The following is a 21,783-nucleotide window of genomic DNA, read 5'->3' on the forward strand; positions in this document are numbered from 1 at the left end:
CCGAAGGAAACTTTATGAAATTAGCCGCTTGGCTCAAACTCAATTGCGCTGTTGCGCTCACAGCCGTGGCGCTGTGTGGTGGCCATGCCACGGCCCAAACGGCGGGCGCAGCACCTGTTGCCAATGGCAAAACTGAAATGCTGTGGCTGGGGCAAGCGGGTTACCGCATCAAGACACCGGGCGGCAAAACCATCGTGATCGACCCTTGGCTCACCGGTGGCCCCAAAGCCCCCGCACCTTACAAAACAGATTTCGCTGCTCTGGGCAAAATTGACTTGCTGCTGGTCACGCACGCCCACGTCGATCACTTGGGCGATGCACCTGCCTTGGCCAAACTGAACAACACCGTGCTGTACGGCCCCGCCGACATGGTGACGCCCTTGATCACGCTGGGCATGTTGCCTGCCAACTTGGGTCACCGCTTTAACAAAACAGGCCATGTCAAACCCTTGCCCGGCATCAAAGTCACGGCTGTGGCGGCGGAGCATTCATCGCTGATTGTTTGGAACAACCCTGCCACCGGCAAAAACGAGTCACACCCTGCTGGCGAAGCGGTGGGTTACATCATTGAGCTGGAAAACGGTTTCAAGATTTGGCACATGGGTGATACCGGCTTGTTTGGCGACATGAAATTCATCAGCGAGCGTTACAAGCCTGATTTGGTGTTGATGCCCATTGGCGGTAACTTCACCATGGACCCAGAAGACGCGGCTTACGCTGCTCGTACTTGGATTCAACCCAAGATGGTCATGCCCATGCACTACAACTCCAACCCTTTGACCAAAGGCACCTTGGCTGAATTTCAAGACGCGATGAAAGGCAGCGCCATCAAGGTGGTGCCCATGACTGAAGGTCAAACCATCGAGTTCTGAAGTAAGGTTTGATCAGATTCAGGCCTTAAGACTTACGCACGCCGAACAAAATGCCGCAGGTCACCAGCGCGAGGCCTGCGAGCAAATTCAGGTGCATGGGTTCACCCAACACCGCCACCGCGCCCAACGCCGAGAGGCCGGGCACGAGGGCGGTGATCATGGTGGAGCGCACAGGGCCGTAATGGCGAATCATCACATTGAAGGTGATGCCTGAAATGACCACCGAGCCTACGCCTTGGTAGATCGCTTGGAACAACATTTCGGACGCTGGTGCTGCGTTTAAGTGGCTTGCGATCAGGCCACTTGAAACGGCCAATGCATAGACCGGTACAAACGTGACGCACGAGAACGCCGTGATGGCGATGGTGGCGCGCACGGGGTCTAGCGAGTGGCGGCGCACCGTCACGCTGTAGCAAGACCAGCAGAACGCGGCGCTCATGAACAGCAAGTCGCCTCTCCACACCTCGCCGCCCTCAAATGCTTTGAGCAAACTGGCGCCACCCACCATCAAATCGCCCAACACGATGCAGGCCAAACCGATGGCGCGCGTTTGAGAAATACGCTCGTTCAAAATCACGATGGCCAGCAGAGAAGTCCACAGTGGCAAGCTACCCGGCATCAGCACCGAGGCGTGTGCGGCTGGCGCGAAGAAAAAGCCTGAGTAAGCCAGCATGGCGTAAAGCATGCTGCCAAAGACGCCCGCAATGGCCGTGATGCGTAGCGGCAAGGGCGACAAGCCCCACAACGAGCCCACTTTGTCACCCGCTGCACGTTGCTTGCGCAGTAACCACCAACCCCAAGGCAACAACACACTGCCTGCCCCCAAAATTCGCAAAAACGCGATGTCGAGTGGCAATAGGTTGTGGGATGCTGAAGCGCGGGCGATGACGATGAAGGATGTCCAAATCAGTACCGTGACCACGGCTGAGACGAGGCCAGCTGATCGAGGGGAGAGTTTCATGCGGGCGATGATACGACCGAGGTCGTGGCCGATGCACTCGCGATGCTGCTCAAGCTTGGTATGGCAGCACAGCCTCTACAATCACCGACTTGAGATGGGGCGTTAGCTCAGTTGGTTAGAGCAGAGGACTCATAATCCTTTGGTCGACAGTTCAAGTCTGTCACGCCCTACCAACGTGAAAGGAGACTGTGTCAAAGCAGCTCCTTTTTTGTTTGTGTGAAGTCGATGGCAATCGACTTCCATGGATGTCTTCTTGAAGACCTGCACAATTCTGTGCTATACTACGATTCATCCAAGCGGCTGTAGCTCAGCTGGATAGAGTACTTGGCTACGAACCAAGGGGTCGTGGGTTCGATTCCTGCCAGCCGCACCAAATTGAACAAGGGTTTACATCTTCGGATGTAAGCCCTTTTTCTTTTGTGCCTTCATTTTTTGCATCGATTGACGTCATCGAATCAGGGTGATTGCTTTAGGTGACCGTTTGTTTTTGTGTTTTCTTCTTTAATGTGCCCACAAGTCTCAGTGGCGCATTAAAAAATGGAGACAAGCACATGAAATTCACACGCGTTATTTCTGCGTTCTTTGGGTTGGCCGCTGCCTTGACGGTTCAGGCCCAACAGGGCTATCCGAATCGGCCCGTCAAAATCATCGTGCCTTTTGCGGCCAGTGGCCCTGCCGACAACTATGCGCGGTTCATGGCGCAGCGTTTGCAAGATGCGTTGGGCCAGCCCTTTGTGGTGGATAACCGTCCAGGTGCGGGTTCCATCATTGGGACCGATGCCGTCGCCAAGTCGCCTGCCGATGGTTACACCTTGCTGATGATGTCCAACACGCAAACGGTGAATGAGTCGTTGATTTCGAACAAACCGTTCAATCTGCTCAAAGACTTCGCGCCCATCGCGCCCGTCAACTATTCCGACTTGGTGTTGGTGGTTCATCCCAAATTGCAAGTCAACACCTTGCCTGAGTTGATCAAGCTCGCGCGTGCCAATCCGGGCAAGCTCAACTACGCCTCCTCAGGCAACGGCACGCCGTACCACATGGCGGGCGAGTTGTTCAAACACATGGCGGGCATTGACATGACGCACATTCCCTACAAAGGCAGTGCGGCTGCGCGCACCGATGTGCTGTCAGGGCAGGTGGACATGATGTTTGATGCCGTGACCACGATGTCTGAAAACATCAAGGCAGGTAAGGTGCGCGGTTTGGCCACGACCGGCAAAGTTCGTTCATTGGTGATACCAGAGTTGCCAACGGCCAATGACGAAGGTTTACTGAAATACGAAGCCGTCATTTGGTTGGGGCTCATGGCGCCCGCAGGCACGCCAGAGGCCATCGTCACGCGCTTGAACACCGAGATCAACAAAATTGTGAACAACCCCGATGTCAAAGCCACTTGGGCCAAGCAGGGTGCGGTGCCCATGTCCATGTCGGTACCGGTCTTCACCAAGTACGTCGCGGAAGACGTGGCCAAGTGGGCCAACATTGTCAAAGTTTCAGGCGCTAAAGCGGATTGAGCGACATGGCTGAGTTGTGCTTTCAGTTGAATGGCCAGCCCCAAGTGGTGCAGGCCGATGACAACGATGTGTTGCTCGATGTTTTGCGTCACACCTGTCACCAAAAGGCCACGCGTTTTGGTTGTGGTTTGTCGCAATGTGGCGCGTGCCATGTGATGGTGGATGAGCACACACTTCCTGCGTGCAGCACGCCGATGTGGGCTGTGGTGGGTAAACGCGTGGTCACGGTCGAGGGCTTGGGCACGGCTGAGCAGCCGCACGCCTTGCAAACCGCATTTGCCAATCTGCAAGCGGCGCAATGCGGCTACTGCAGCAGCGGCATGTTGATGACAGCGGCGGCCTTGCTTCACGCCACACCTCAGCCTACACCTGAGCAAGTGCGTGCTGCCTTGCAAGGCAACTTGTGCCGCTGCGGTGCGCACAACCGCATCGTGCGTGCGGTGTGCCAAGCGGCGCAAACGATGGGGTCTGCATGACCGCGCCAACCACAACGCCTTCCGTCTTGCCCGGCAGCTTGCAGACCAACCGCCGTTTGGCGCAGTGGTTGACCTTCTTGCCCGATGGACGGGTTCAGGTGAGGTCGGGCAAGGTTGAAATCGGCCAAGGCATCTTGCATGCCTTGGTGCAAATCGCAGCCCAAGAGTTGGGCTTGTCCGTACAAGCGATTGAGGCTGTGCCTGCCAGCACCGCCTTCAGCCCCAATGAAGCCGTGACTTCGGGCAGTTTGTCGGTGCAAGATTCGGGCACCGCGGTGCGACACGCTTGCCGCCAAGCGAAGGCTTTGTTTGTGGCCTGCGCGGCCGAGAAATTTGAGGTGCTGGCATCCGACATTCAGGTGGTGGACGGCGTCTTCATGCACGGCTCGCGTACCTTGTGTGGGTACGGCGATTTGTGCGGACACATCAACCTTGACCGAGAGGCCTTGCCCGAAGAGGTTGGGCCTGCGAAAACGACAACCCATACTGAACCACGGTCTCATCCTCGCCCTGATTTGTGGCGCAAGTTTTCAGGTCACGCAGATTTCATCCAAGACCTTGACTTGCCCCATGTGCTGCACGGGCGCATGGTGCGTCCACCCAATTTGCAAGCCACGTTGAATGAGACGGCATGGGCGCAAGCGGCTTTGCGTGCGCAAGCCCTGCCCAACGTGCAAGGCGTTTACCGCGATGGTTTGCAAATCGGCGTGTTGGCGCACAGTGAAGCTGCCGCCACCCAAGCTGCCGATCGGTTGATCGCTGATTTGACCGACGCTCAGGCGTGGACCACACCATCGGTGTTGCCCGACGCCGAGCACTTGCAAGATTGGTTGCGCCAAAGCCCCTTACAAACCAGCACCGTGCACGCCGCGGGTGATGCATGGGTTCAGGCGCAAGCGCAAACCGTGCGCACCCTGCAAGCCGATTACAACCGTGGCTACGTGCAGCACGCGTCCATGTCACCCTCGTGTGCGCTGGCGCATTGGCAAGGCGATGCCGTGAAGGTGTGGAGCCATTCGCAAGGCATTTTCAATTTGCGTCGCGATTTGGTGCTGGCTTTTGCATGCGCGCCCGAGCAAGTGACGGTGCAGCATGTGCAAGGCGCGGGTTGCTATGGCCACAACGGCGCTGACGACGTGGCCTTTGATGCGGCGTGGCTGGCGCGTTTCACCGACGGCCAGCCCGTGCGCGTGCTTTGGTCGCGCCATGACGAAATGGCTTGGTCACCCTTAGGACCCGCCATGAGCGTGCGTTTGCAGGCGGGGCTGGACGCACAGCAAGGCCTCACCTTTTGGCAACACACGGTGTGGAGCCAAGGCCACGGCACACGCCCTGGCCGTCAAGCCACGCCGGCCTTACTCGGCAGCTGGTTGACGGCAAAGCCCTTTCCCGTGTTGTTGGCAGAGAACGCCGCCATGAGCGTGGGCGGTGGCTCGGAGCGCAATGCCGTGCCGCCTTACGCCTTGCCTGCGCTGGAAGTGGTCAACCACCGCGTGATGGACATGCCCATGCGTGTGTCTGCCCTGCGTGCCTTGGGCGCGCATGTGAATGTGTTTGCAGCAGAGTCGTTCATGGACGAGGTTGCGTTCGCCGCTGGCCAAGACCCTCTTGCGATGCGCTTGGCGTATTTGCATGACCCGCATGCACGCGCCGTGCTGCAACAAGCGGCCGCCGCGTCGAACTGGGCGCAACGCGATGCCACCAAAAACGCATCGAGTTCGGTTGACGGCGAATGGGGCCAAGGCTTGGCTTTTGCCCGTTACAAAAACACAGGCGCCTATTGCGCCGTGGTGGCTGAAGTGGTGGTGGCCGAGCGCGTGCACCTCAAACGCTTGTGGGTGGTCGCTGACATCGGCCATGTGGTGGACGCGGACGGGGCCATCAACCAACTCGAAGGCGGTGCCATTCAAGCCGCGAGTTGGACGCTCTTAGAAGCAGCCAAATTTGATCGTCAACGCCTACTCAGTGTCGACTGGGAGCACTACCCCATTCTTCGTTTTGAAGACGTGCCCGAGGTGTCGGTCTCGCTGATGGACACGGGTGAGCACGCGTCGTTGGGCGCGGGTGAGGCCTCGTTGGGCCCGTGCGCGGCTGCGATTGGCAACGCCGTTTTTCATGCATTGGGCGTGCGGGTGCGCGACATGCCCATGACGCCCGAACACATTGTCAAAGCCATCAACGCTGTTGATCGCGAGACACCTTCTGTTATTTGAACCAAGGAAATGAGATGGAACTTTGTATTTTGAGCGGCGGCGCCGCCGCCGGTTTGGTCAACCCCTTGAAGGCCGATTTTGAAGCGGCCCATGCCTGCCAAATTCACAGCACCTTCAGCGCCGTGGGCGCGATGAAAGAAAAACTGTTGGCCGGTGAGCCTTGTGATTTGCTCATCTTGACGCAGTCCTTGATCGAAGGTTTGATCGCCTCGGGCCATGTGCGTGCGGGTAGCTTGGCTGCTTTGGGTGTGGTGAAAACAGGCATTGCTGTGAAGGCCGGTGCGGCACGTCCAGCCATTCAAACACGCGCCGATTTGCAAGCCGCATTTCGCGCTGCAGAAGGCATTTACTTTCCCGACCCGAAGCTCGCGACAGCCGGCATTCACTTTTTCAAAGTGTTGCAAACCTTGGGCTTGGATGTGGAGCTGGCCGACCGCTTTCGCACCTTCCCGAATGGCGCGACAGCGATGGCGGCCATGGCCAAAGACACGGGCGCCAACTTGATTGGCTGTACGCAAGTGACCGAAATCAAATACACCGCAGGCATTGATTTGATCGGTTTATTGCCCCAAGAGTTTGAATTGGCCACGGTTTATGCCTTGGGCATTCCTACCACGGCGCAGCAACCGGAGTTGGCACAGCAGCTGGCGCAGTTGTTGGCGGGCTCCTCGACGCGTGAGTTGCGCATGGCTGGCGGTTTTGAGTTGCAGGACTAAAATTCGCGGCATGAAACACCATGCCTCTTTCTCATTCGTCGCTGTCACTGTGGGCCTCAGTGCCGCTCTGTTGTCGGGCTGTGCCACACCGGTGGCCAAGCCAGCGTTTTATCCCAACGCGCATTACCAACACATGGGGCCTGCACAAGCGCAGGCCGATGCGCAAGCGTGTTCAGAACTGGCGCGTCAATCGGAAGTCGGTGCTGTCAACAAGATTGATGCCGGTCGTGCGGCTGCAGCCGGTGCCGCAGGCGTGGGCACTGCGGGTGTGGTGGGATCGTTGCTCAGCGGTCACAAACCAGATTTAAGGAACATTGCTGCCGGTGCAGCAGCCATTGGTGCCGGCGGTGCCGCGGCGACAGCGGCTGGACAATCGATCGGTGGCAGCGGCATGTACCGCCAATTTGTGCAGCAATGTTTGGGCGAGCGTGGTTACCAAGTCATCGGCTGGCATTGAGCGATTGACCTCGCATGAGTTCGCAGGACGCTGACGACGAAGACAGCACGCTGCCGCCCATTCCTCCGGGCAGCAAAAACTACATCACGCCCGAAGGCTACGCCGTGTTGCGTGCGGAGTTGTTTGAGTTGATGGACAACGAGCGCCCGCGCATGGTGGAGATCGTGCATTGGGCCGCGAGCAACGGTGACCGCTCCGAAAATGGTGACTACCACTACGGCAAAAAGCGTTTGCGCGAGATTGACCGCCGCATTCGTTTTTTGACCAAACGTTTAGAGATCGCCGAGGTGACCGACCCGAGCGTGCATCACGGGCGTGATCAAGTTTTTTTCGGCGCCACCGTCACGTATGTGGACGAGGTGGACACCGAGCGCACCGTCACGATTTTGGGCATTGACGAAGCCGACAGCCTGAAAGGGCAAGTGACGTGGGTGTCACCCATTGCCCGTGCCTTGCTCAAAGCGCGTGAAGGCGATGTGGTGAAGTTGGTCACCCCGCTGGGCGTGCAAGAGGTCGAAGTTTTAAAAGTTCACTATCCAGCGCCCAAAGCGGCGTGATGCCGTCGCGGGCTTATTGTTCGCGCTCGACGCCTGAGACCACGCGTTGGGCTTGCAGTACAGAGGGCACGCGGCGCAAATTGCGCAACACCAGGTCTAAGTGCTGAACATCGCGTACCGCAAAAACAAAGCGCAAATCGGTGGCTTCTTGGCCGCTCACTTCATCGGCCATGTTGACCATGGTGATGTCGGCTTCGGCATTGGTGATGGTGGAGGCCACGCGTGCCAGCACGCCTTTGCCATTGCTCACCGTCACCACCACGCCGACTTCAAAGGCGCGTGTGGGCTCTTCGGCCCACTCCACAGCGATGAAGCGTTCGCTGTCTTTGTGTTTGAGGCGTTGGGCCACGCCACATTGGTCGGTGTGCACCACCAAGCCTTCGCCACGACCCAAATAACCCAGAATGTTGTCGCCAGGAATTGGGCGGCAGCACGGCGCGTATTGCACCGAGGCGTTCTCGCTGCCATCGACCATGACGCTGCCTTGCGACACGTTTTCGTGCGCCGTGAAGCGTTCGCGGCTCATCAGCAGCGCGTCGGGCTTGAGGCCAATTTCAGACAGCAACAAGGCCAAACGCTTGGCCACAATGCTGGCCACACGCTTGCCCAAACCAATGTCGATCAGTAATTCGGCTTGCGTTTTGCTGCCCGTGAAGCGCAGCAGTTTGTCCCACAAGGCGGCGTGTGCCTCGTCCAGTGCGGGCATTTGTTCAATGCCTTCTGCGCGCAAGGCTTGGGCCAAAAGCTTTTGCCCCAAGTGTTGCGACTCGGCATGCGCCATGGTTTTCAAATGGTGACGAATCTTGGAGCGTGCACGGCCCGTGCGCACAAAGCCTAGCCACGCCGGGTTGGGGGCCGCCACGCTGGACGTGACCACTTCCACCACATCGCCATTGCGTAACTCGGTACGCAGCGGCACTTGTTCGCCATTGACCTTGGCAGCCATCGTGCGGTCACCCACATCGCTGTGCACGGCGTAGGCAAAGTCGACCACGGTTGCGCCGCGAGGCATGGCCATGATGCGGCTTTTTGGGGTGAATACATACACCGCATCGGGAAACAAGTCGACCTTGACGTGGTCCCAGAACTCGGTGGCATCACGCGTTTCGTCTTGGATGTCCAGCAGCGACTGCAGCCACTTGTTGCCCAAGTTTTGACCAGGTTCGTTGCCTGAACCTTTGTCTTTGTAGAGCCAGTGCGCGGCCACGCCCGTCTCGGCCACCAAATGCATGGCTTCGGTACGCATTTGAAATTCGACGTTCAAACCCGAGGGGCCCACCAGTGTGGTGTGCAGCGACTGATAGCCGTTGAGTTTGGCGATCGCAATGTGGTCTTTGAACTTGCCAGGCACCGGTTTGTACATCTGGTGCAGCACGCCCAAGGCGGTGTAGCAGTCGACCACTTGCGGCAATATGAGCCGAAAGCCGTAAATGTCGGTCACTTGGGCAAAGCTCAGGTGCTTGCTGTCCATTTTTTTGTAAATGGAATACAGCGTTTTTTCGCGACCCGAAATACGAACGTTCAAACCGGCTTTGGCAAATTCAGCTTCGACTTCTTGCTGCACTTTTTGCATCAAGTCGCGGCGACGATGACGCGCTTTTTGCACCGCTTTGCTGAGCACTTTGTGGCGCCAGGGCCAGAGGTGTTCAAACGACAGTTCTTGCAGTTCGCGGTAGGTTTGGTTCAAACCCAAGCGGTGGGCAATGGGCGCGTAAATCTCTAAAGTTTCGTTGGAGATGCGGCCCCATTTGGAACGCGGCATATCGCCCATGGTGCGCATGTTGTGGCTGCGATCGGCCAGCTTGATGAGGATGACGCGCACGTCGCGTGCCATCGCCAGCAGCATTTTGCGAAACGACTCGGCTTGGTTTTCTTCGCGGGTGTTGAACTCCAGCTTGTCGAGTTTGGTCAAACCGTCGACCAAATCTGCGACTTGAATGCCAAAGCGCTCGATCAAATCGGCCTTGGTGATGCCGCAGTCTTCCATCGCGTCGTGCAACAGGGCCGCGGATAGGGCTTGCGCATCGAGTTTCCACTCCGCGCACTGAGCCGCGACGGCAATGGGGTGGGTGATGTAGGGCTCGCCGCTGTTGCGCATCTGACCCAAGTGGGCCTCGTCGGCGTAGCGGTAGGCGCGACGCACCATCTCTAAGCCTTCAGCATTCAAATAGCTGAGTTTTTCTGTCAACGCAGCAAAACTGGCCGCCGCTGCGTTGGCAGCAGCAGGACTCACCACTGGTTTTGTGGAAGGCTTGGTCACAGGCTTTGAAGAGGGCTTGGCAGCAGACATAAACAACACTTTACCCGCAATGAAAAAAGCACCGAAAAATCGGTGCTTTTTTGACGCTAAGTGATGGGTTAGATCAATTAACCTGGAACTTTTTTCAGCATTTCGATGCCGATTTGGCCGGCTGCGATTTCACGCAGAGCGGTCACGCCTGGCTTGTTTTTGCTTTCGACCTTGGGGGTGTGGCCTTGGCTGAGCATGCGAGCGCGGTACGTGGCGCAAAGCACCAACTGAAAGCGGTTAGGGATCTGTTCGAGACAGTCTTCAACAGTGATGCGGGCCATGTGGATACTCCAGAATTCAGGTGATGTTCAGGGCTTGAAAGATATCAGCCCGAGCCCGGCGCTGTGCCAGGTATTTGAGTCGCTGGGCATGCACGATCGCTTTCAGGTCGAACAAGGCGGTCTCAAATAGTTCATTGATTATAACGTAGTCAAATTCTTTGGCCTGCGCCATCTCGTCAGCCGCATTTTGCAGACGAAGGGCGATCACGTCGTCGGCATCTTCACCGCGGTTGTGCAGGCGAGATTTGAGCTCTTCCCAGCTGGGCGGCAAGATGAAAATCAGCACGGCGTTGGCAAACAGCTTTTTGACTTGGATGGCGCCTTGGAAGTCGATCTCCAAAATCACATCCGCGCCTTGTGCAATGCGGTCTTCAATGGCTTTGCGCGAGGTGCCGTAGCGCTGGCCGTGCACATTGGCCCACTCTAAGAAAGAGTTGGTCGCCACCATTTGGTCAAACTCAGGGACCGACACGAAAAAGTACTCGCGTCCATGTTTTTCTTGGCCGCGTGGCTGGCGGGTGGTGTGGGACACCGAGGGCCGCACCTTGGCATCGAGCTCCATCAGCGCTTTGACGAGGCTTGATTTGCCAGCCCCGCTGGGGGCTGCGACCACAAAGAGGTTGCCGGGAAAGTTGTCCATTATTCGAGGTTCTGTACTTGTTCGCGGAGTTGTTCGATCAACACTTTCATGTCGACTGAAATACGGGTCATTTCCATGGTGGCCGACTTGGAGCCCAAGGTGTTGGCCTCACGGTGCAGCTCTTGAATTAAAAAGTCGAGGCGCTTGCCCACGCCTTCGGCTTTGCCGCCTTTGGCCAGCAAGTCGTCCATTTCGTCAAAGTGCGACACCAAGCGGGTCAGCTCTTCGGCCACGTCAATGCGAATGGCAAAGGCGGTGGCTTCGGTCAAGGCGCGGTCTTGGGCGGCTTCGGGCAGTGTGGTGCCTTCGGCTAAGGCCATGGCGTCGCGCCAACGTTCTAAGAATTTCAAACGTTGCTGTTCGACCAACTGCGGCACCAGCGGTGCTGCTTGTTGGGCCAACGCACGCAATTGGCTCAAGCGGTCACGCAGGGTTTGTGCCAAACGTGCGCCTTCGCGCTCACGGCCTTCGCTGAGCTGTTTCAAGGTGGTTTTGGCCAGTTTGAGCAGGCTAGGGCCAATGTCAGCCGGGGCGGAGGTTTGGGCGGTGGTCAAGCGCAAGACGTCGGCCACGGAGAGTGGGTTGGCTTTGGGCAACCAAGCATGCACGGTGTCTTGCAGGGCGGAGAGTCGTTGCAGCAAAGCCGGTGTGGGGGCTGCAAATTCTGTGCTGGCGGTGCTTTCAAGGTTGGCGCGCACTTCGACTTTGCCGCGCTTGAGGTGCTGGGTGATCAACTCACGCACGGCGGCTTCGTGGGGACGAAGCTCCTCGGGCATCTTGAAGGTCAGGTCGAGGAAGCGGCTGTTGACCGAGCGAATTTCCAGTCCCAAGCGCAGGGCCGGACCCGTGGGCACGGTGTCGACCGTTTCGCGAGGCAGCTCGGTTTGCGCGCTGGCATAACCTGTCATGCTGTAAATGGGCATGTGTGTCGTTCTTTTTGCAAAGACAACATTATCTCAGGGCTAAAGCACCATGCCGAACAAGTCCGCCGATTGGTCGACAATTAGCGTTTTACCGAACTGCCAGAAGCCTCAAAAATGACCACCACCTTGCCCGCCTCTCGCCACACCCGTGCTGCCGACCAACTGCGCCCCGTGCGCATCACCCGCAACTACACCATGCACGCCGAAGGTTCGGTGCTGATTGAGTTTGGCCACACCAAAGTGCTGTGCACCGCGTCGGTGGAAGAGAAAGTGCCGGGCCACAAAAAAGGTTCGGGCGAAGGCTGGGTCACCGCCGAATACGGCATGCTGCCCCGCGCCACCCACACCCGCAGCGACCGCGAAGCCGCACGCGGCAAGCAATCGGGCCGCACCCAAGAAATTCAGCGCCTCATTGGCCGCTCGATGCGTGCGGTGTTTGACCTGAAGAAACTGGGCGAACGCACCATCCATTTGGACTGCGACGTGTTGCAAGCCGACGGCGGCACACGCACCGCCAGCATCACCGGCGCGTTTGTGGCGGCGCAAGACGCGGTGAACAAGCTGATTGCCGCAGGCAAACTCACCGAGAGCCCCATCACCCAAGGCGTGGCCGCGATTTCGGTGGGCATGTTGGGCGATTTGCCCTTGCTCGATTTGGAATACACCGAAGACTCCACCTGCGACACCGACATGAACGTGGTCATGACCAGCGCTGGCCACTATGTGGAAGTGCAGGGCACCGCCGAAGGCCTGCCTTTCACCCGCGACCAAATGAACGCCTTGTTGGCCTTGGCCGAAAAAGGCGTGCGCGAACTCATCGCCATGCAGCAAGAAGCTTTGGCTGCCTAAACGCCCATGTCGCAGCCCCTTAGCCCTCAGATGCGGCGAATCGTTCTCGCCTCTAACAACCAAGGCAAGCTTGCTGAGTTGCAAGCCATGTTTGCGCCGCTGGGCGTCGAGCTGGTGCGCCAAGGTGATTTGCACATTGGCGAAGCCGAAGAGCCGTTTCACACCTTTGTAGAAAACGCCTTGGCCAAAGCCCGCCACGCAGCGCGTGAAAGCGGCTTGCCCGCTGTGGCCGACGATGCGGGCTTGTGTGTGGACGCCTTTGGCGGCCTACCCGGCGTGCAAACTGCCTTTTATGCCACCCAGTTTGGCTACGAAAAAAGCGACAACAACAACGTGCGTGCCTTGCTAGAGCAAATGGCCAACATCGACAACCGCCGCGCAGCCCTAGTCAGCACCCTCGTGGCCGTGCGCCATCCTGATGACCCCGAGCCACTCATTGCCGTGGGCCGAGCGGTGGGTGAAATTACCCGTGCGCCAGTGGGCAGCAATGGCTTTGGGTTCGATCCCATCATGTTCATCCCGCGCTTTGGCAAAACCTTTGCTGAACTGCCCATCGAAGTGAAAAACGCCAACAGCCACCGCGGCCAAGCCGCGCAGCAAATGTTGGCGCTCATGCGTGAGCGTTGGTTTGCTTAAAGCTTTTTTGATGACCCAAGACATCCAACACCTCATGCGCCCCGGTACGCTGTCTTTGAACAGCTTGCCGCCGCTCTCGCTGTACGTGCATTTGCCGTGGTGCCTGAAGAAGTGCCCGTATTGCGACTTCAACTCGCACGAGCTCAACAGCAGCGTCGGCGGCGAGCTGCCCGAGCAGCGCTACCTTGACGCCTTGTGTGCTGACCTTGAACACAGCCTGCCCCTCATCTGGGGCCGCAGTGTGCACAGCATCTTCATTGGGGGCGGCACGCCCAGTTTGTTTTCACCTGCTGCGATTGAGCGGCTGATTAGCGACATGCGCGCGCGCTTGCGCCTAGAGGCCGATTGCGAAATCACGCTAGAGGCCAACCCCGGCACGTTTGAAAAAGACCGCTTCCGCGCCTTCCGCGCCGCAGGCGTGACCCGCTTGTCGGTGGGCGTGCAAAGCTTCAACGACCAACACTTGCAAGCCTTGGGTCGCGTGCACAACCGCGCTCAAGCCATTGCCGCGGTCGAAGAAGCGCGTGAAGCCTTTGACACCTTCAACCTCGACCTGATGTACGCCTTGCCCGGCCAAACGCTGGCGCAGTTGGACGAAGATCTTGACATGGCTTTGTCTTTGCAGCCCCCGCATTTGTCGGTGTACCACTTGACTATCGAGCCCAACACCGTGTTTGCCAAATTTCCGCCCCAAGTGCCGGAAGACGACGACGCCTACGCCATGCTCGACCGCATCACCGAGCGCACCGCCGCTGTGGGCCTGCACCGCTACGAAGTATCGGCCTACGCCAAAGACAACCACCGCTGCTGGCACAACACCAACTATTGGCAGTTTGGCGATTATTTGGGTATTGGCGCTGGCGCCCACAGCAAACTCAGCTTTGCCCATCGCGTGCTGCGCCAAGTGCGCAACCGTGACCCGCGCCTGTTCATGGACCACGCGCTAGACACCAGCCGCGCTGACCGCGCCGTGGCCCAAAGCACTGAGGTGGCGCGTGCCGAGCTGCCGTTTGAATTCATGCTCAACGCTTTGCGCTTGCGCCACGGCTTTTCGTTGGCCGACTTCACCGACCGCACGGGCTTGCCCGTGACTGCCATTCAGGCCGCGCTGGCCGAAGCCGAAGCCAAAGGCCTCATCACGCGCGACTTTCAGCGCGTGGTGCCTACCGAGCGCGGCTTTGATTTCTTGAGCGATTTGCAATCTTTGTTTTTGCCAGAAGCTTGAACTCGGGGAAACCGCCCAAAGAACCATTACAATCTCGCCTGAATTTCAACTAGGAAGCGTGGCAGAGCGGTTGAATGCACCGGTCTTGAAAACCGGCGAGGGTGTGAGCCCTCCGTGAGTTCGAATCTCACCGCTTCCGCCAAATGCAAAAACGCGCCCTTGTGGCGCGTTTTTCATTTCAACGATCTAACTTGATCAGACTTTCAGCTGAGATTACGTTTACTCAGGGCAGCACACAAGCAACACCCGATCAGTAGTGCTTCGCAGTTTTAGTGCTGTGCTGTCCTCAGCCAGTTGGCATTTAGCGTCTCAATCTAAATTGTTCGTTGAAGTACTCCAGTTTTTCTTTTTCTGTAGCCTCCAATTTCGACCAATACGCTTCGTAGTTCTCACAAAAATAAGCTGGGCCGGCTAATTGCCCATCAACGAGAATTTCAAAAGAGTCAGATCCCACCTGTACTCCATTAACAGCAGGGCCAAGTAACTTTCCATAAACGCGGAGCAGAAGAGGTTTCCCTTTTGAAAGCTGGTCACAAATAAACAGAAAACTTTTTTCTGAGCAGTTCAAATGTCCTTGCAATGCGAAGTCTTGTCTATTCACTAGCAACCCAACAACCCCATCTCGGTCGCCATCATTGAAAGACTCGCAACACCTAATCTCCAACTCTTGACCAATTAAATATTTGGCCACGCCCAGGCTATCAAATTCGACAAGTGCGCCGATCTTTAATATTTCTGTTAGACCTGATTGCGTAACTTCACGCCGAATGTACAAGGGGGATGCTGAGTGTTTTTCTGAAATCAAAATATCAGACTGAATGAACTTGCCCTTTAATCCTCCATCAGAGTAGCCAGCCATGCGACGCAACACATTTAAGCCTTTTGTCGCATTGATGGCCAAATAGATCATCAATGCCAAGATCGCAATTAATAACAGTTCCATTTTTATCCTCTCACGTACGCCAATCGAAGTTGCTCATTACGGACTACTAGTTCCACTAAATTCAGAAACACGTTCATTGTGGCCCGTTTTTTCTTGTCAGTTCACCTCCAGTCAAGCATGAAAAATCGGCAAACCATTGCCGCTTGTGCTTTGGCACACCTTATGCATGTTTGTCACCAATTGGAAAACTCAATTACCGCAACAAGGAACGCACGGAAATGATCTGAACATCTTGAAGGAGCTTTCTATGGAACCCACAAGCATGATGCGTGTCAACGCCCACTCCAGTAGCTACGGTGGGCACCGCAGTACGCCGCAAGACAGGCAGCACCAGCGGCGTCAAAAGAAATTGGCGCTGATTGACGCGGTAGAGCACGGCCACCTAGAAGCTTCCAAGCACGCGCTCAAGGTGTTGATGAATTTCGATCAATCGCTTAGCACCGATGCGCAGTTTGTGCGCTTGTCCAAAGCGCTAGATGCGGGCAGTGTGTACTTGGCGCAGCAGATCGTGCGCGAGATCAAAGCCAAGCTGATCAACGCCACGCCCTTGGCCACTCATACGACTCATGCAGTACAGACCGTGCATGCGTCACACCCACAGCGGCCACACTTGCCCGATGGCACGCATTTGGTGGATACGCAGGCTTAGCGCGTTTTAGCTCTGCAAGCGGCCTGCATGTCGCGGTCGCGAATAAAGCCGCATTGCCCGCTGCCGCCGCCTGTTTCGGCCCGACACATGGCTTGTAGGTCGCTGTCGCGGATAAAGCCACATTGGCCGCTACCCCCGCCGGTGGTAGCGCGGCAATAGGCTTGCTTGTCTGGGTTTTGAATGAACCCGCATTGGCCCGAACTGCTAGATGATGACGTGTTGGCGCGCTCTGCGCTGGCGCGGCAAGCTGCCTGCATGTCGTGGTCTCGAATGAATCCGCACTGGCTGCTGCCGCCACCCGTTTCGGCGCGGCAACGCGCTTGCAGATCGCTGTCGCGAATAAATCCACAGTGGCTAGACCCACCGCCGCTGATGGCACGGCAATAGGCTTGGCGGTCAGGGTTTTGGACAAAGCCGCAATCGGCTTGTTGCGCGTGGTTGGGCAGGGCGGCTAGCAGGCAGCTTAGCCATAGCAAGGGCCGCAGGAACAAAATCAGAGACAAAGAGTAGACCTTCAATGGATGTGTTTTTGCCGTTCAATGACCAGCACCAACCAACTCAACCTGCGCTGTAGAAAAATCGTTCACACCGCTGAGTTGCATGGCGCGGCGTAATTCATCGATCAAAATTTCAATGGCTCGATGAGCACCTTTCTCACCACCCACGCAGGCGCCCAGCAGGGCAGCGCGGCCAATGCCGACAGCATCGGCACCGAGGGCTTTGGCGGTCAGGGCATCAACGCCACGTCGCACGCCAGAGTCCATGATCAGGGTGGCGCGTCCTTGGATGGCGGCGCGAATGGCAGGTACGGCGTCAGCCGCAGCAATGGCGCCGTCGAGTTGACGCCCGCCGTGGTTCGACACCCAAATACCGTCAATGCCCATCTCTGCCATGCGTGCTGCGTCGGCGGGGTGTTGCACGCCTTTGACCAGCAGCTTGCCTTTCCATTGGTCACGCAAACGTGCCAAGTCCGACCATTGGTAGCTGGCGTTGAGGCTTTGGCCAACGCGCGCGGCGATGGTCAAACCGGCACCTTCTTCGCCCATGAGGCCACGCACGTTTTCAAACTCCGGCAGTCCGGCGCGCAGCATTTGCCATGCCCAAACGGGATGGGTGATGCCTTCCCAAAGGTGTTTGCCTTTGAAGCGCAGCGGAATCGAAATGCCGTTGCGCAGGTCGCGCTCGCGTTTGCCGCCCACGGGCAAGTCAACCGTGACGACCAAGGCTTCATAGCCTGCGGCTTGTGCACGGGCGACCAGTTTGTCATTGACGCTCGGGTCTTTGAGCACATAGAGCTGAAACCATAAGCGCCCTTGCACGGCGTTTGCCATGCGCTCGATGCTGGTGGTCGACATGGTGGACAAGGTGTACGCAATGCCATGCGCCGTGGCCGCCCGCGCAATGGCAATGTCGGCCTCGGGCCAGCCAAGCACGCAAGAGCCCATCGGGCTCACCACAAATGGCGCAGCCCACGTGTGGCCAAAAATAGGGGTGGCCAGTTGCGGGTTGGCCACATCGACCAACACGCGCGGCACGATGCGGTGGCGGCTCAGCGCATGGCGGTTGTCTGCCAAGGTGCGCTCGTCTTCGGCGCCGCCATCGATGAATTCAAAGACGGAGGCGGGCAAGCGTCGGCGTGCCAATTCACGCAGGTCAGCAATGGAGAGGGCGCGTTCGAGTCGGGTCATGGTGGGAGCAAGGTGGTGCCGTTTTGTTTGAGTGAGACGGCGAGTTCACTCAAGGCTCGGTAGGCTTGCGCCGCGACAGGGTTCCATTGCTCGACCACCGCAGCTTGTGCATGCACGACGGCGGTGTCGCCGCGCGCAGCAGGGCCGGTTAGGGCTTGTGCAGGGCCTAAGGCCAGTAAGTTGTCGGTGGTGCTGGTGAGCAAGGCACGGTTCAAGGTTTGCACCATCTCGGGCGATACGCCTGCGCTGCGCCAAGCGTCTTGTGCGATGCCTTGCAGCACGCCGGTGAAGTTGCTCGCAAACACGGCTGCTGCGTGGTACAGCGCTTTGTGTGCGCTGTCGATGTCAAAGCACACGCCGCCAATGGCTGACAAATGCGTGCGCAGCCAATCGACGGCCAAGGCTGAGCCCTCAAGCGCGCAGGGCGTGCCCGCAAATTGTCGAATGCCGGTTTCAGGCGCCGCAAAGTTCAACACGGGATGCACGCTGGCCACGTACCAGCCTTTCGCATGCAAAGGCGCCAAGGCTTGTGCGCTTAAAAAACCACTGCAATGAAACGCGATGGCTGGCGGTGCATCGGGCGACAGGGTGTCGGCCAGTTGCTGGGCGACGTGGGCAACTTGCGAGTCGGGGACGGACAGCATCCACACCTCAGCCGAGCGCATGTCTGCCAAATTGGGGGTGGGGTGACCGGCGCCGAGAAAGCTGGCGGCTTTCTCGGCGTTGGACAGGTTGCGGGAATGAAGGTCTTGAAGCGTGATTTGCTTCTTTTCAAACAACAGGCGTGCAATGGTTTGCCCCACGCGGCCACAGCCAATCACGTTCAAGCGCTTCATGTTTGTATTCCGTCTTTAGGCTTTGCGCGAGGCCATGTAGTTGTCGAAGGGCATTTCGCAGAATTGCGACCACATCACTTGTTCGTCGCGGAACTTAGACCACGGTGTGTAGATCTTCTTGAACGCGGGGCTTTTTTCCGACAACTCGGCATACAGCTCGGTGGCTGCTGTGCTGCACATGTTCAACACCGGCGTCGGGAAGCGACGCAATTGCGCACCACCTGCCACCAAACGGCGCAAGGCTTGTGGGTTCGTGACGTCGTATTTAGCCGTTGACCATTGGTTGGCCTCTGCCGCAGCTACGCGCAGGGCTGCTGCATAGTCGGGAGGCAAGGCCGCCATGGCTTTGGGGTTGATGAACAACGACAGCGTCGCAGCGCCTTCCCACCAGCCAGGGTAGTAGTAATACTTGGCCACTTTGTGCAGCCCCAAGTGCTCGTCGTCGGCGGGGCCCACGAACTCCGCGGCGTCAATCACGCCTTTTTCTAAAGCTGGGTACAAGTCGCCCGCAGCCAGTTGCTGGGGTACCACGCCGAGTTTGGACAAGACCATGCCGGCCAAGCCGCCCACGCGGAACTTCAAGCCTTTGAGGTCTTCCACGGTTTTGATTTCTTTGCGGTACCAGCCCGCCATTTGCGCGCCGGTGTTGCCCACGGGCAGGTGCTGCACGCCGTAGTTGGAGAAAAACTCATTCATCAACTCTTGGCCGCCACCCAAATACATCCATGCGTTTTGACCGCGTGCGTTCAAGCCAAAGGGTAGTGCAGTGGCAAAACCAAAAGCGGGGTCTTTGCCGATGTAGAAGTAGCTGGCGCTGTGGCCCGCTTCGACCGAGCCTCCCTGCACCGCATCAAACACTTGCAGCGCTGGCATCAATTCGCCCGCAGGATGCATGCTGATTTTGAAACGGTTGTCGGTCAATTCAGCCACGCGTTTGCACATGTTGTCGACGGCGCCGTAAATCGTGTCCAACGATTTTGGATAGCTCGACGCCAAGCGCCAACGAATTTCAGGACGGCTCGATTGCGCAATGGCAGGCGCTGCCAGCGTGGAGGCGATGCCGCCAACAAGGCCTGCGCGGGTGACAAAATTTCTGCGTTGCATGGGGTTGTCTCCTTAGATGGATTCGTGTGATGTTTGACTTTGAAATGAAATATTAGTGGCAATTCTTTGAATGCCAGTCACCTAAAGCGCAAAGCAACTTTTTACTTGGCGCCAACGGGTCTTCCTACGGGGCTGGCTAAAATCAACGCAACTCCCAAAGCCAACTCTTGCGGTTGGCTTTTTTATTTCGGCCCGTACCGAAAAGCAAAGGCGACCCGTGTTCAAAAATGTGATGGTGTATCGAATCGGTGAGGGCTGGAGCCCCACCCTAGAGCAAATCGAGCAAGCCTTAGACGCCGAGCGTTTCGTGCCCTGCGGTGCGAGCCAAGAAAAGGCGATCGGTTGGATTGAGCCGCGTGGTGAGGCGCACGGGCCGCTGGTGGAGGCGGTGAGCGGTCAGCGCATTCTCAAGCTCAAAGTAGAAACCAAGAGCGTGCCGGGCTCGGTGGTGACGCGCAAGGCCAAAGAGCGCAGCGACCACATCGAGGCCACCACAGGCCGCAAGCCCGGCAAGAAAGAAATGAAGGAAATCAAAGAGGACGTGAAGATGTCTTTGATGCCGATGGCGTTCACCAAAGAGTCATCCGTTCTGGTTTGGATCGATCCCGCCACCAATTTGCTGGTGATGGACGCCGGCAGCCAAGGCAAGGCCGACGAAGTGGTGACGATGTTGGTCAAGTCTTTGGCGGGGTTGAGCGTGACTTTGCTGAATACCGAAATGTCGCCTCAGGCTGCCATGTCTCAATGGCTGATCACACAAGAGCCACCCTCGGGTTTCACGGTGGACCGCGAGTGCGAACTGAAGGCCGCGGATGAGTCGAAGTCGGTGGTGCGCTACGTGCGTCATCCGCTCGACACCGAAGAGGTGAAGCAATACGTGGAAGGCGGCAAGCTGCCCACGCGCTTGGCATTGACGTGGGACAGTCGCGTGTCTTTTGTGCTGACCGAGGCGCTGCAGCTCAAGAAGCTGGCATTTTTGGATGTGGTGTTTGAAGCCACCTCTACCGAAAAAGACGAAGGTTTTGATGCCGATGTGGCCATTGCTACGGGCGAGTTGCGCAAGCTGCTGCCCGAGCTGATGGATGCACTCGGCGGTGAGGTGGCGCTGGGTTAAAGGGCGGGCGTTCACACATGAGAATCAACTTAGTTACCCCCTTTGCCGAAAAAGACGCCGTCAAGGCGCTGGGCGCCCGCTGGGATGCCGCCAAAAAAGTTTGGTATGTCGTCAACGTGGAAGACCTGTCGCCCTTCATGCGCTGGATTCCTGATTTGGCAGCCGCCCAAGACGTGCCCGGCGCAGCGCCTGCTCAGCCTGCAGCCAAGTCTCGCAGCGCTTCAACACAGAAGGCCAAGCCTGTGGCGACATCCTCGCCTACCATTCAGATCCCGCATTGCGGCTGTGCCGTGCTTCCTTGGGAACATTGCGAGCATTCGCTGGCCAAGACGCCATAAGGTGCGTCTTGGCGCGTTGAAGCCCGTCTGCCCCGCTTAGTCGGTGATCAGCGTTGCGTCTAAGCGACGTGCGCGTGGGTCCACGTAATAGCCACCAAACTCGGTGTAGCGCAGCGCGTGTTGCTGGCATTGGCTGCAGGCATGCACATCGCAGCGGTTGTACGGGAAAAATTTCAGGGCCACAGGCGCATCGGCTGCGTCGTAGCGGGTGCCGTTCGGATGCTGTTCTTCAAACGTCGGTTCATATAGCTCGGGGTCGCGCAGGGTGGCCACGAGCTGCATCTGTTGTGCGGGCCATACGGCCTCGCTGACGCTCTCCCAGCCTGCGCAATGTTGCAGGCTGCATTGGCAGGGCGAGTGGGGTTGATCGGCCAGTTGGCGCAGGGCTTCGGGGGTGTTTAGAAACGGTACAGAACTCATAGCGCGTGAGCCTACCACTGCCTAACGCATGGCTGGTGCCGTGCATGAAAAAGCCCCGATGTTCAGCGTGAACAGCGG

24 protein-coding genes and 3 tRNA genes are annotated in these 21,783 nt (G+C 57.7%); 16 read left to right on the forward strand and 11 right to left on the reverse strand.

Annotated elements, in window-relative coordinates:
- The first annotated feature begins 14 nt into the window (after window positions 1–14).
- Window positions 15–872 (forward strand): metal-dependent hydrolase, encoded by an 858-nt coding sequence (locus C5F52_RS13580; protein ID WP_104798893.1) that lies wholly within the window; start codon window positions 15–17, stop codon window positions 870–872.
- 25 nt (window positions 873–897) lie between these two features.
- Here C5F52_RS13580 and C5F52_RS13585 read toward each other — a convergent pair whose 3' ends face one another.
- Window positions 898–1,833, reverse strand: a complete 936-nt coding sequence (locus C5F52_RS13585; RefSeq protein WP_201747019.1) for a DMT family transporter — start codon at window positions 1,831–1,833, stop codon at window positions 898–900.
- A gap of 96 nt (window positions 1,834–1,929) precedes the next feature.
- On the opposite strand from C5F52_RS13585, the gene C5F52_RS13590 reads away from it, so the two are divergent.
- The 8 genes from C5F52_RS13590 (at window position 1,930) to greB (ending at window position 7,769) form a co-directional block, all read left to right on the forward strand.
- Window positions 1,930–2,006, forward strand: a tRNA-Ile gene (locus C5F52_RS13590).
- Between the two features lie 123 nt (window positions 2,007–2,129).
- A tRNA-Arg gene (locus C5F52_RS13595) sits at window positions 2,130–2,206 on the forward strand.
- Between the two features lie 178 nt (window positions 2,207–2,384).
- Window positions 2,385–3,350 (forward strand): tripartite tricarboxylate transporter substrate binding protein, encoded by a 966-nt coding sequence (locus C5F52_RS13600; protein ID WP_104798895.1) that lies wholly within the window; start codon window positions 2,385–2,387, stop codon window positions 3,348–3,350.
- A gap of 5 nt (window positions 3,351–3,355) precedes the next feature.
- The gene (locus C5F52_RS13605) at window positions 3,356–3,826 is read left to right on the forward strand and encodes a (2Fe-2S)-binding protein (RefSeq protein WP_104799073.1); all 471 of its coding nucleotides are present in this window, start codon (window positions 3,356–3,358) and stop codon (window positions 3,824–3,826) included.
- A complete protein-coding gene (locus tag C5F52_RS13610; RefSeq protein WP_104798896.1) occupies window positions 3,823–6,039 on the forward strand; it encodes a molybdopterin cofactor-binding domain-containing protein in 2,217 nt (738 codons plus the stop codon). The genes C5F52_RS13605 and C5F52_RS13610 overlap by 4 nt, the downstream gene beginning before the upstream one ends.
- 14 nt (window positions 6,040–6,053) lie before the next feature.
- Window positions 6,054–6,755: a substrate-binding domain-containing protein gene (locus C5F52_RS13615; RefSeq protein WP_104798897.1), complete on the forward strand. Its 702-nt coding sequence runs from the start codon at window positions 6,054–6,056 to the stop codon at window positions 6,753–6,755.
- 10 nt (window positions 6,756–6,765) lie between these two features.
- Complete coding sequence (locus tag C5F52_RS13620; protein ID WP_104798898.1) at window positions 6,766–7,212, forward strand: glycine zipper family protein; 447 nt, start codon at window positions 6,766–6,768, stop codon at window positions 7,210–7,212.
- A 14-nt stretch (window positions 7,213–7,226) separates the two neighbouring features.
- Window positions 7,227–7,769 carry a transcription elongation factor GreB gene (gene greB / locus C5F52_RS13625; RefSeq protein WP_104798899.1) on the forward strand — a complete coding sequence of 181 codons (543 nt, stop codon included), beginning with the start codon at window positions 7,227–7,229 and terminating at the stop codon, window positions 7,767–7,769.
- 13 nt (window positions 7,770–7,782) lie between these two features.
- Here the strand turns inward: greB and C5F52_RS13630 are convergent, their stop codons facing one another.
- The 4 genes from C5F52_RS13630 to C5F52_RS13645 all read right to left on the reverse strand — a co-directional run bounded on the left by C5F52_RS13630 (window position 7,783) and on the right by C5F52_RS13645 (window position 11,903).
- Window positions 7,783–10,059: a bifunctional (p)ppGpp synthetase/guanosine-3',5'-bis(diphosphate) 3'-pyrophosphohydrolase gene (locus C5F52_RS13630; protein ID WP_104798900.1), complete on the reverse strand. Its 2,277-nt coding sequence runs from the start codon at window positions 10,057–10,059 to the stop codon at window positions 7,783–7,785.
- A gap of 77 nt (window positions 10,060–10,136) precedes the next feature.
- Window positions 10,137–10,340: a DNA-directed RNA polymerase subunit omega gene (gene rpoZ, locus C5F52_RS13635; protein WP_104798901.1), complete on the reverse strand. Its 204-nt coding sequence runs from the start codon at window positions 10,338–10,340 to the stop codon at window positions 10,137–10,139.
- Between the two features lie 16 nt (window positions 10,341–10,356).
- Window positions 10,357–10,980, reverse strand: coding sequence for a guanylate kinase (gene gmk, locus C5F52_RS13640; RefSeq protein WP_104798902.1), 624 nt, complete (start codon window positions 10,978–10,980; stop codon window positions 10,357–10,359).
- The gene (locus C5F52_RS13645) at window positions 10,980–11,903 is read right to left on the reverse strand and encodes a YicC/YloC family endoribonuclease (protein WP_104798903.1); all 924 of its coding nucleotides are present in this window, start codon (window positions 11,901–11,903) and stop codon (window positions 10,980–10,982) included. The genes gmk and C5F52_RS13645 overlap by 1 nt, the downstream gene beginning before the upstream one ends.
- A 114-nt stretch (window positions 11,904–12,017) precedes the next feature.
- On the opposite strand from C5F52_RS13645, the gene rph reads away from it, so the two are divergent.
- The 4 genes from rph (at window position 12,018) to C5F52_RS13665 (ending at window position 14,755) form a co-directional block, all read left to right on the forward strand.
- Window positions 12,018–12,752 carry a ribonuclease PH gene (gene rph / locus C5F52_RS13650; protein WP_104798904.1) on the forward strand — a complete coding sequence of 245 codons (735 nt, stop codon included), beginning with the start codon at window positions 12,018–12,020 and terminating at the stop codon, window positions 12,750–12,752.
- A gap of 30 nt (window positions 12,753–12,782) precedes the next feature.
- On the forward strand, window positions 12,783–13,388 hold the full coding sequence (rdgB, locus tag C5F52_RS13655) for an RdgB/HAM1 family non-canonical purine NTP pyrophosphatase (protein WP_104798905.1): 606 nt from the start codon (window positions 12,783–12,785) through the stop codon (window positions 13,386–13,388).
- 10 nt (window positions 13,389–13,398) lie between these two features.
- Window positions 13,399–14,613 carry a radical SAM family heme chaperone HemW gene (hemW, locus tag C5F52_RS13660; protein WP_104798906.1) on the forward strand — a complete coding sequence of 405 codons (1,215 nt, stop codon included), beginning with the start codon at window positions 13,399–13,401 and terminating at the stop codon, window positions 14,611–14,613.
- Between the two features lie 52 nt (window positions 14,614–14,665).
- A tRNA-Ser gene (locus C5F52_RS13665) sits at window positions 14,666–14,755 on the forward strand.
- 159 nt (window positions 14,756–14,914) lie between these two features.
- Here C5F52_RS13665 and C5F52_RS13670 read toward each other — a convergent pair.
- On the reverse strand, window positions 14,915–15,556 hold the full coding sequence (locus C5F52_RS13670) for a hypothetical protein (RefSeq protein WP_104798907.1): 642 nt from the start codon (window positions 15,554–15,556) through the stop codon (window positions 14,915–14,917).
- Between the two features lie 247 nt (window positions 15,557–15,803).
- On the opposite strand from C5F52_RS13670, the gene C5F52_RS13675 reads away from it, so the two are divergent.
- A complete protein-coding gene (locus C5F52_RS13675) occupies window positions 15,804–16,205 on the forward strand; it encodes a hypothetical protein (protein WP_104798908.1) in 402 nt (133 codons plus the stop codon).
- Here C5F52_RS13675 and C5F52_RS13680 read toward each other — a convergent pair.
- Genes C5F52_RS13680 through C5F52_RS13695 form a run of 4 tightly spaced genes read right to left on the reverse strand, consistent with a single transcriptional unit; the run spans window position 16,202 to window position 19,833 of the window.
- On the reverse strand, window positions 16,202–16,708 hold the full coding sequence (locus C5F52_RS13680) for a hypothetical protein (RefSeq protein ID WP_146100085.1): 507 nt from the start codon (window positions 16,706–16,708) through the stop codon (window positions 16,202–16,204). The two genes, C5F52_RS13675 and C5F52_RS13680, sit on opposite strands and share 4 nt — an antisense overlap.
- A 33-nt stretch (window positions 16,709–16,741) precedes the next feature.
- Window positions 16,742–17,893: an alpha-hydroxy acid oxidase gene (locus C5F52_RS13685; protein ID WP_104798910.1), complete on the reverse strand. Its 1,152-nt coding sequence runs from the start codon at window positions 17,891–17,893 to the stop codon at window positions 16,742–16,744.
- On the reverse strand, window positions 17,890–18,729 hold the full coding sequence (locus tag C5F52_RS13690; protein ID WP_104798911.1) for a Rossmann-like and DUF2520 domain-containing protein: 840 nt from the start codon (window positions 18,727–18,729) through the stop codon (window positions 17,890–17,892). The genes C5F52_RS13685 and C5F52_RS13690 overlap by 4 nt, the downstream gene beginning before the upstream one ends.
- A gap of 15 nt (window positions 18,730–18,744) precedes the next feature.
- Window positions 18,745–19,833: a TRAP transporter substrate-binding protein gene (locus C5F52_RS13695; RefSeq protein ID WP_104798912.1), complete on the reverse strand. Its 1,089-nt coding sequence runs from the start codon at window positions 19,831–19,833 to the stop codon at window positions 18,745–18,747.
- Window positions 19,834–20,050: 217 nt separating this feature from the next.
- Here C5F52_RS13695 and C5F52_RS13700 point away from each other — a divergent pair, with 217 nt between their 5' ends.
- Both C5F52_RS13700 and C5F52_RS13705 read left to right on the forward strand, forming a co-directional pair.
- Complete coding sequence (locus C5F52_RS13700) at window positions 20,051–20,947, forward strand: recombination-associated protein RdgC (RefSeq protein ID WP_104798913.1); 897 nt, start codon at window positions 20,051–20,053, stop codon at window positions 20,945–20,947.
- A 17-nt stretch (window positions 20,948–20,964) separates the two neighbouring features.
- Entirely contained in the window at window positions 20,965–21,285 is a 321-nt protein-coding gene (locus tag C5F52_RS13705) for a DUF5710 domain-containing protein (RefSeq protein WP_104798914.1), read from the forward strand.
- A 36-nt stretch (window positions 21,286–21,321) separates the two neighbouring features.
- Here C5F52_RS13705 and C5F52_RS13710 read toward each other — a convergent pair whose 3' ends face one another.
- A complete protein-coding gene (locus C5F52_RS13710; protein ID WP_201747020.1) occupies window positions 21,322–21,705 on the reverse strand; it encodes a hypothetical protein in 384 nt (127 codons plus the stop codon).
- Between the last annotated feature and the right edge of the window lie 78 nt (window positions 21,706–21,783).

It is taken from the genome of Limnohabitans sp. TS-CS-82, assembly GCF_002943475.1.

Bases quoted from the DNA above. Each gene is read 5' to 3' on its own strand.
- C5F52_RS13600 (WP_104798895.1), top strand. From the start codon at position 2,385: ATGAAATTCACACGCGTTATTTCTGCGTTCTTTGGGTTGGCCGCTGCC.
- rph (WP_104798904.1), top strand. From the start codon at position 12,018: ATGACCACCACCTTGCCCGCCTCTCGCCACACCCGTGCTGCCGACCAA.
- C5F52_RS13620 (WP_104798898.1), top strand. From the start codon at position 6,766: ATGAAACACCATGCCTCTTTCTCATTCGTCGCTGTCACTGTGGGCCTC.
- greB (WP_104798899.1), top strand. From the start codon at position 7,227: ATGAGTTCGCAGGACGCTGACGACGAAGACAGCACGCTGCCGCCCATT.
- C5F52_RS13610 (WP_104798896.1), top strand. From the start codon at position 3,823: ATGACCGCGCCAACCACAACGCCTTCCGTCTTGCCCGGCAGCTTGCAG.
- C5F52_RS13710 (WP_201747020.1), bottom strand. From the start codon at position 21,705: ATGAGTTCTGTACCGTTTCTAAACACCCCCGAAGCCCTGCGCCAACTG.
- C5F52_RS13690 (WP_104798911.1), bottom strand. From the start codon at position 18,729: ATGAAGCGCTTGAACGTGATTGGCTGTGGCCGCGTGGGGCAAACCATT.
- C5F52_RS13630 (WP_104798900.1), bottom strand. From the start codon at position 10,059: ATGTCTGCTGCCAAGCCCTCTTCAAAGCCTGTGACCAAGCCTTCCACA.
- hemW (WP_104798906.1), top strand. From the start codon at position 13,399: ATGACCCAAGACATCCAACACCTCATGCGCCCCGGTACGCTGTCTTTG.
- C5F52_RS13615 (WP_104798897.1), top strand. From the start codon at position 6,054: ATGGAACTTTGTATTTTGAGCGGCGGCGCCGCCGCCGGTTTGGTCAAC.
- C5F52_RS13580 (WP_104798893.1), top strand. From the start codon at position 15: ATGAAATTAGCCGCTTGGCTCAAACTCAATTGCGCTGTTGCGCTCACA.
- C5F52_RS13685 (WP_104798910.1), bottom strand. From the start codon at position 17,893: ATGACCCGACTCGAACGCGCCCTCTCCATTGCTGACCTGCGTGAATTG.
- C5F52_RS13705 (WP_104798914.1), top strand. From the start codon at position 20,965: ATGAGAATCAACTTAGTTACCCCCTTTGCCGAAAAAGACGCCGTCAAG.
- C5F52_RS13645 (WP_104798903.1), bottom strand. From the start codon at position 11,903: ATGCCCATTTACAGCATGACAGGTTATGCCAGCGCGCAAACCGAGCTG.
- C5F52_RS13670 (WP_104798907.1), bottom strand. From the start codon at position 15,556: ATGGAACTGTTATTAATTGCGATCTTGGCATTGATGATCTATTTGGCC.
- C5F52_RS13605 (WP_104799073.1), top strand. From the start codon at position 3,356: ATGGCTGAGTTGTGCTTTCAGTTGAATGGCCAGCCCCAAGTGGTGCAG.
- C5F52_RS13695 (WP_104798912.1), bottom strand. From the start codon at position 19,833: ATGCAACGCAGAAATTTTGTCACCCGCGCAGGCCTTGTTGGCGGCATC.
- rpoZ (WP_104798901.1), bottom strand. From the start codon at position 10,340: ATGGCCCGCATCACTGTTGAAGACTGTCTCGAACAGATCCCTAACCGC.
- C5F52_RS13585 (WP_201747019.1), bottom strand. From the start codon at position 1,833: ATGAAACTCTCCCCTCGATCAGCTGGCCTCGTCTCAGCCGTGGTCACG.
- gmk (WP_104798902.1), bottom strand. From the start codon at position 10,980: ATGGACAACTTTCCCGGCAACCTCTTTGTGGTCGCAGCCCCCAGCGGG.
- C5F52_RS13675 (WP_104798908.1), top strand. From the start codon at position 15,804: ATGGAACCCACAAGCATGATGCGTGTCAACGCCCACTCCAGTAGCTAC.
- rdgB (WP_104798905.1), top strand. From the start codon at position 12,783: ATGCGGCGAATCGTTCTCGCCTCTAACAACCAAGGCAAGCTTGCTGAG.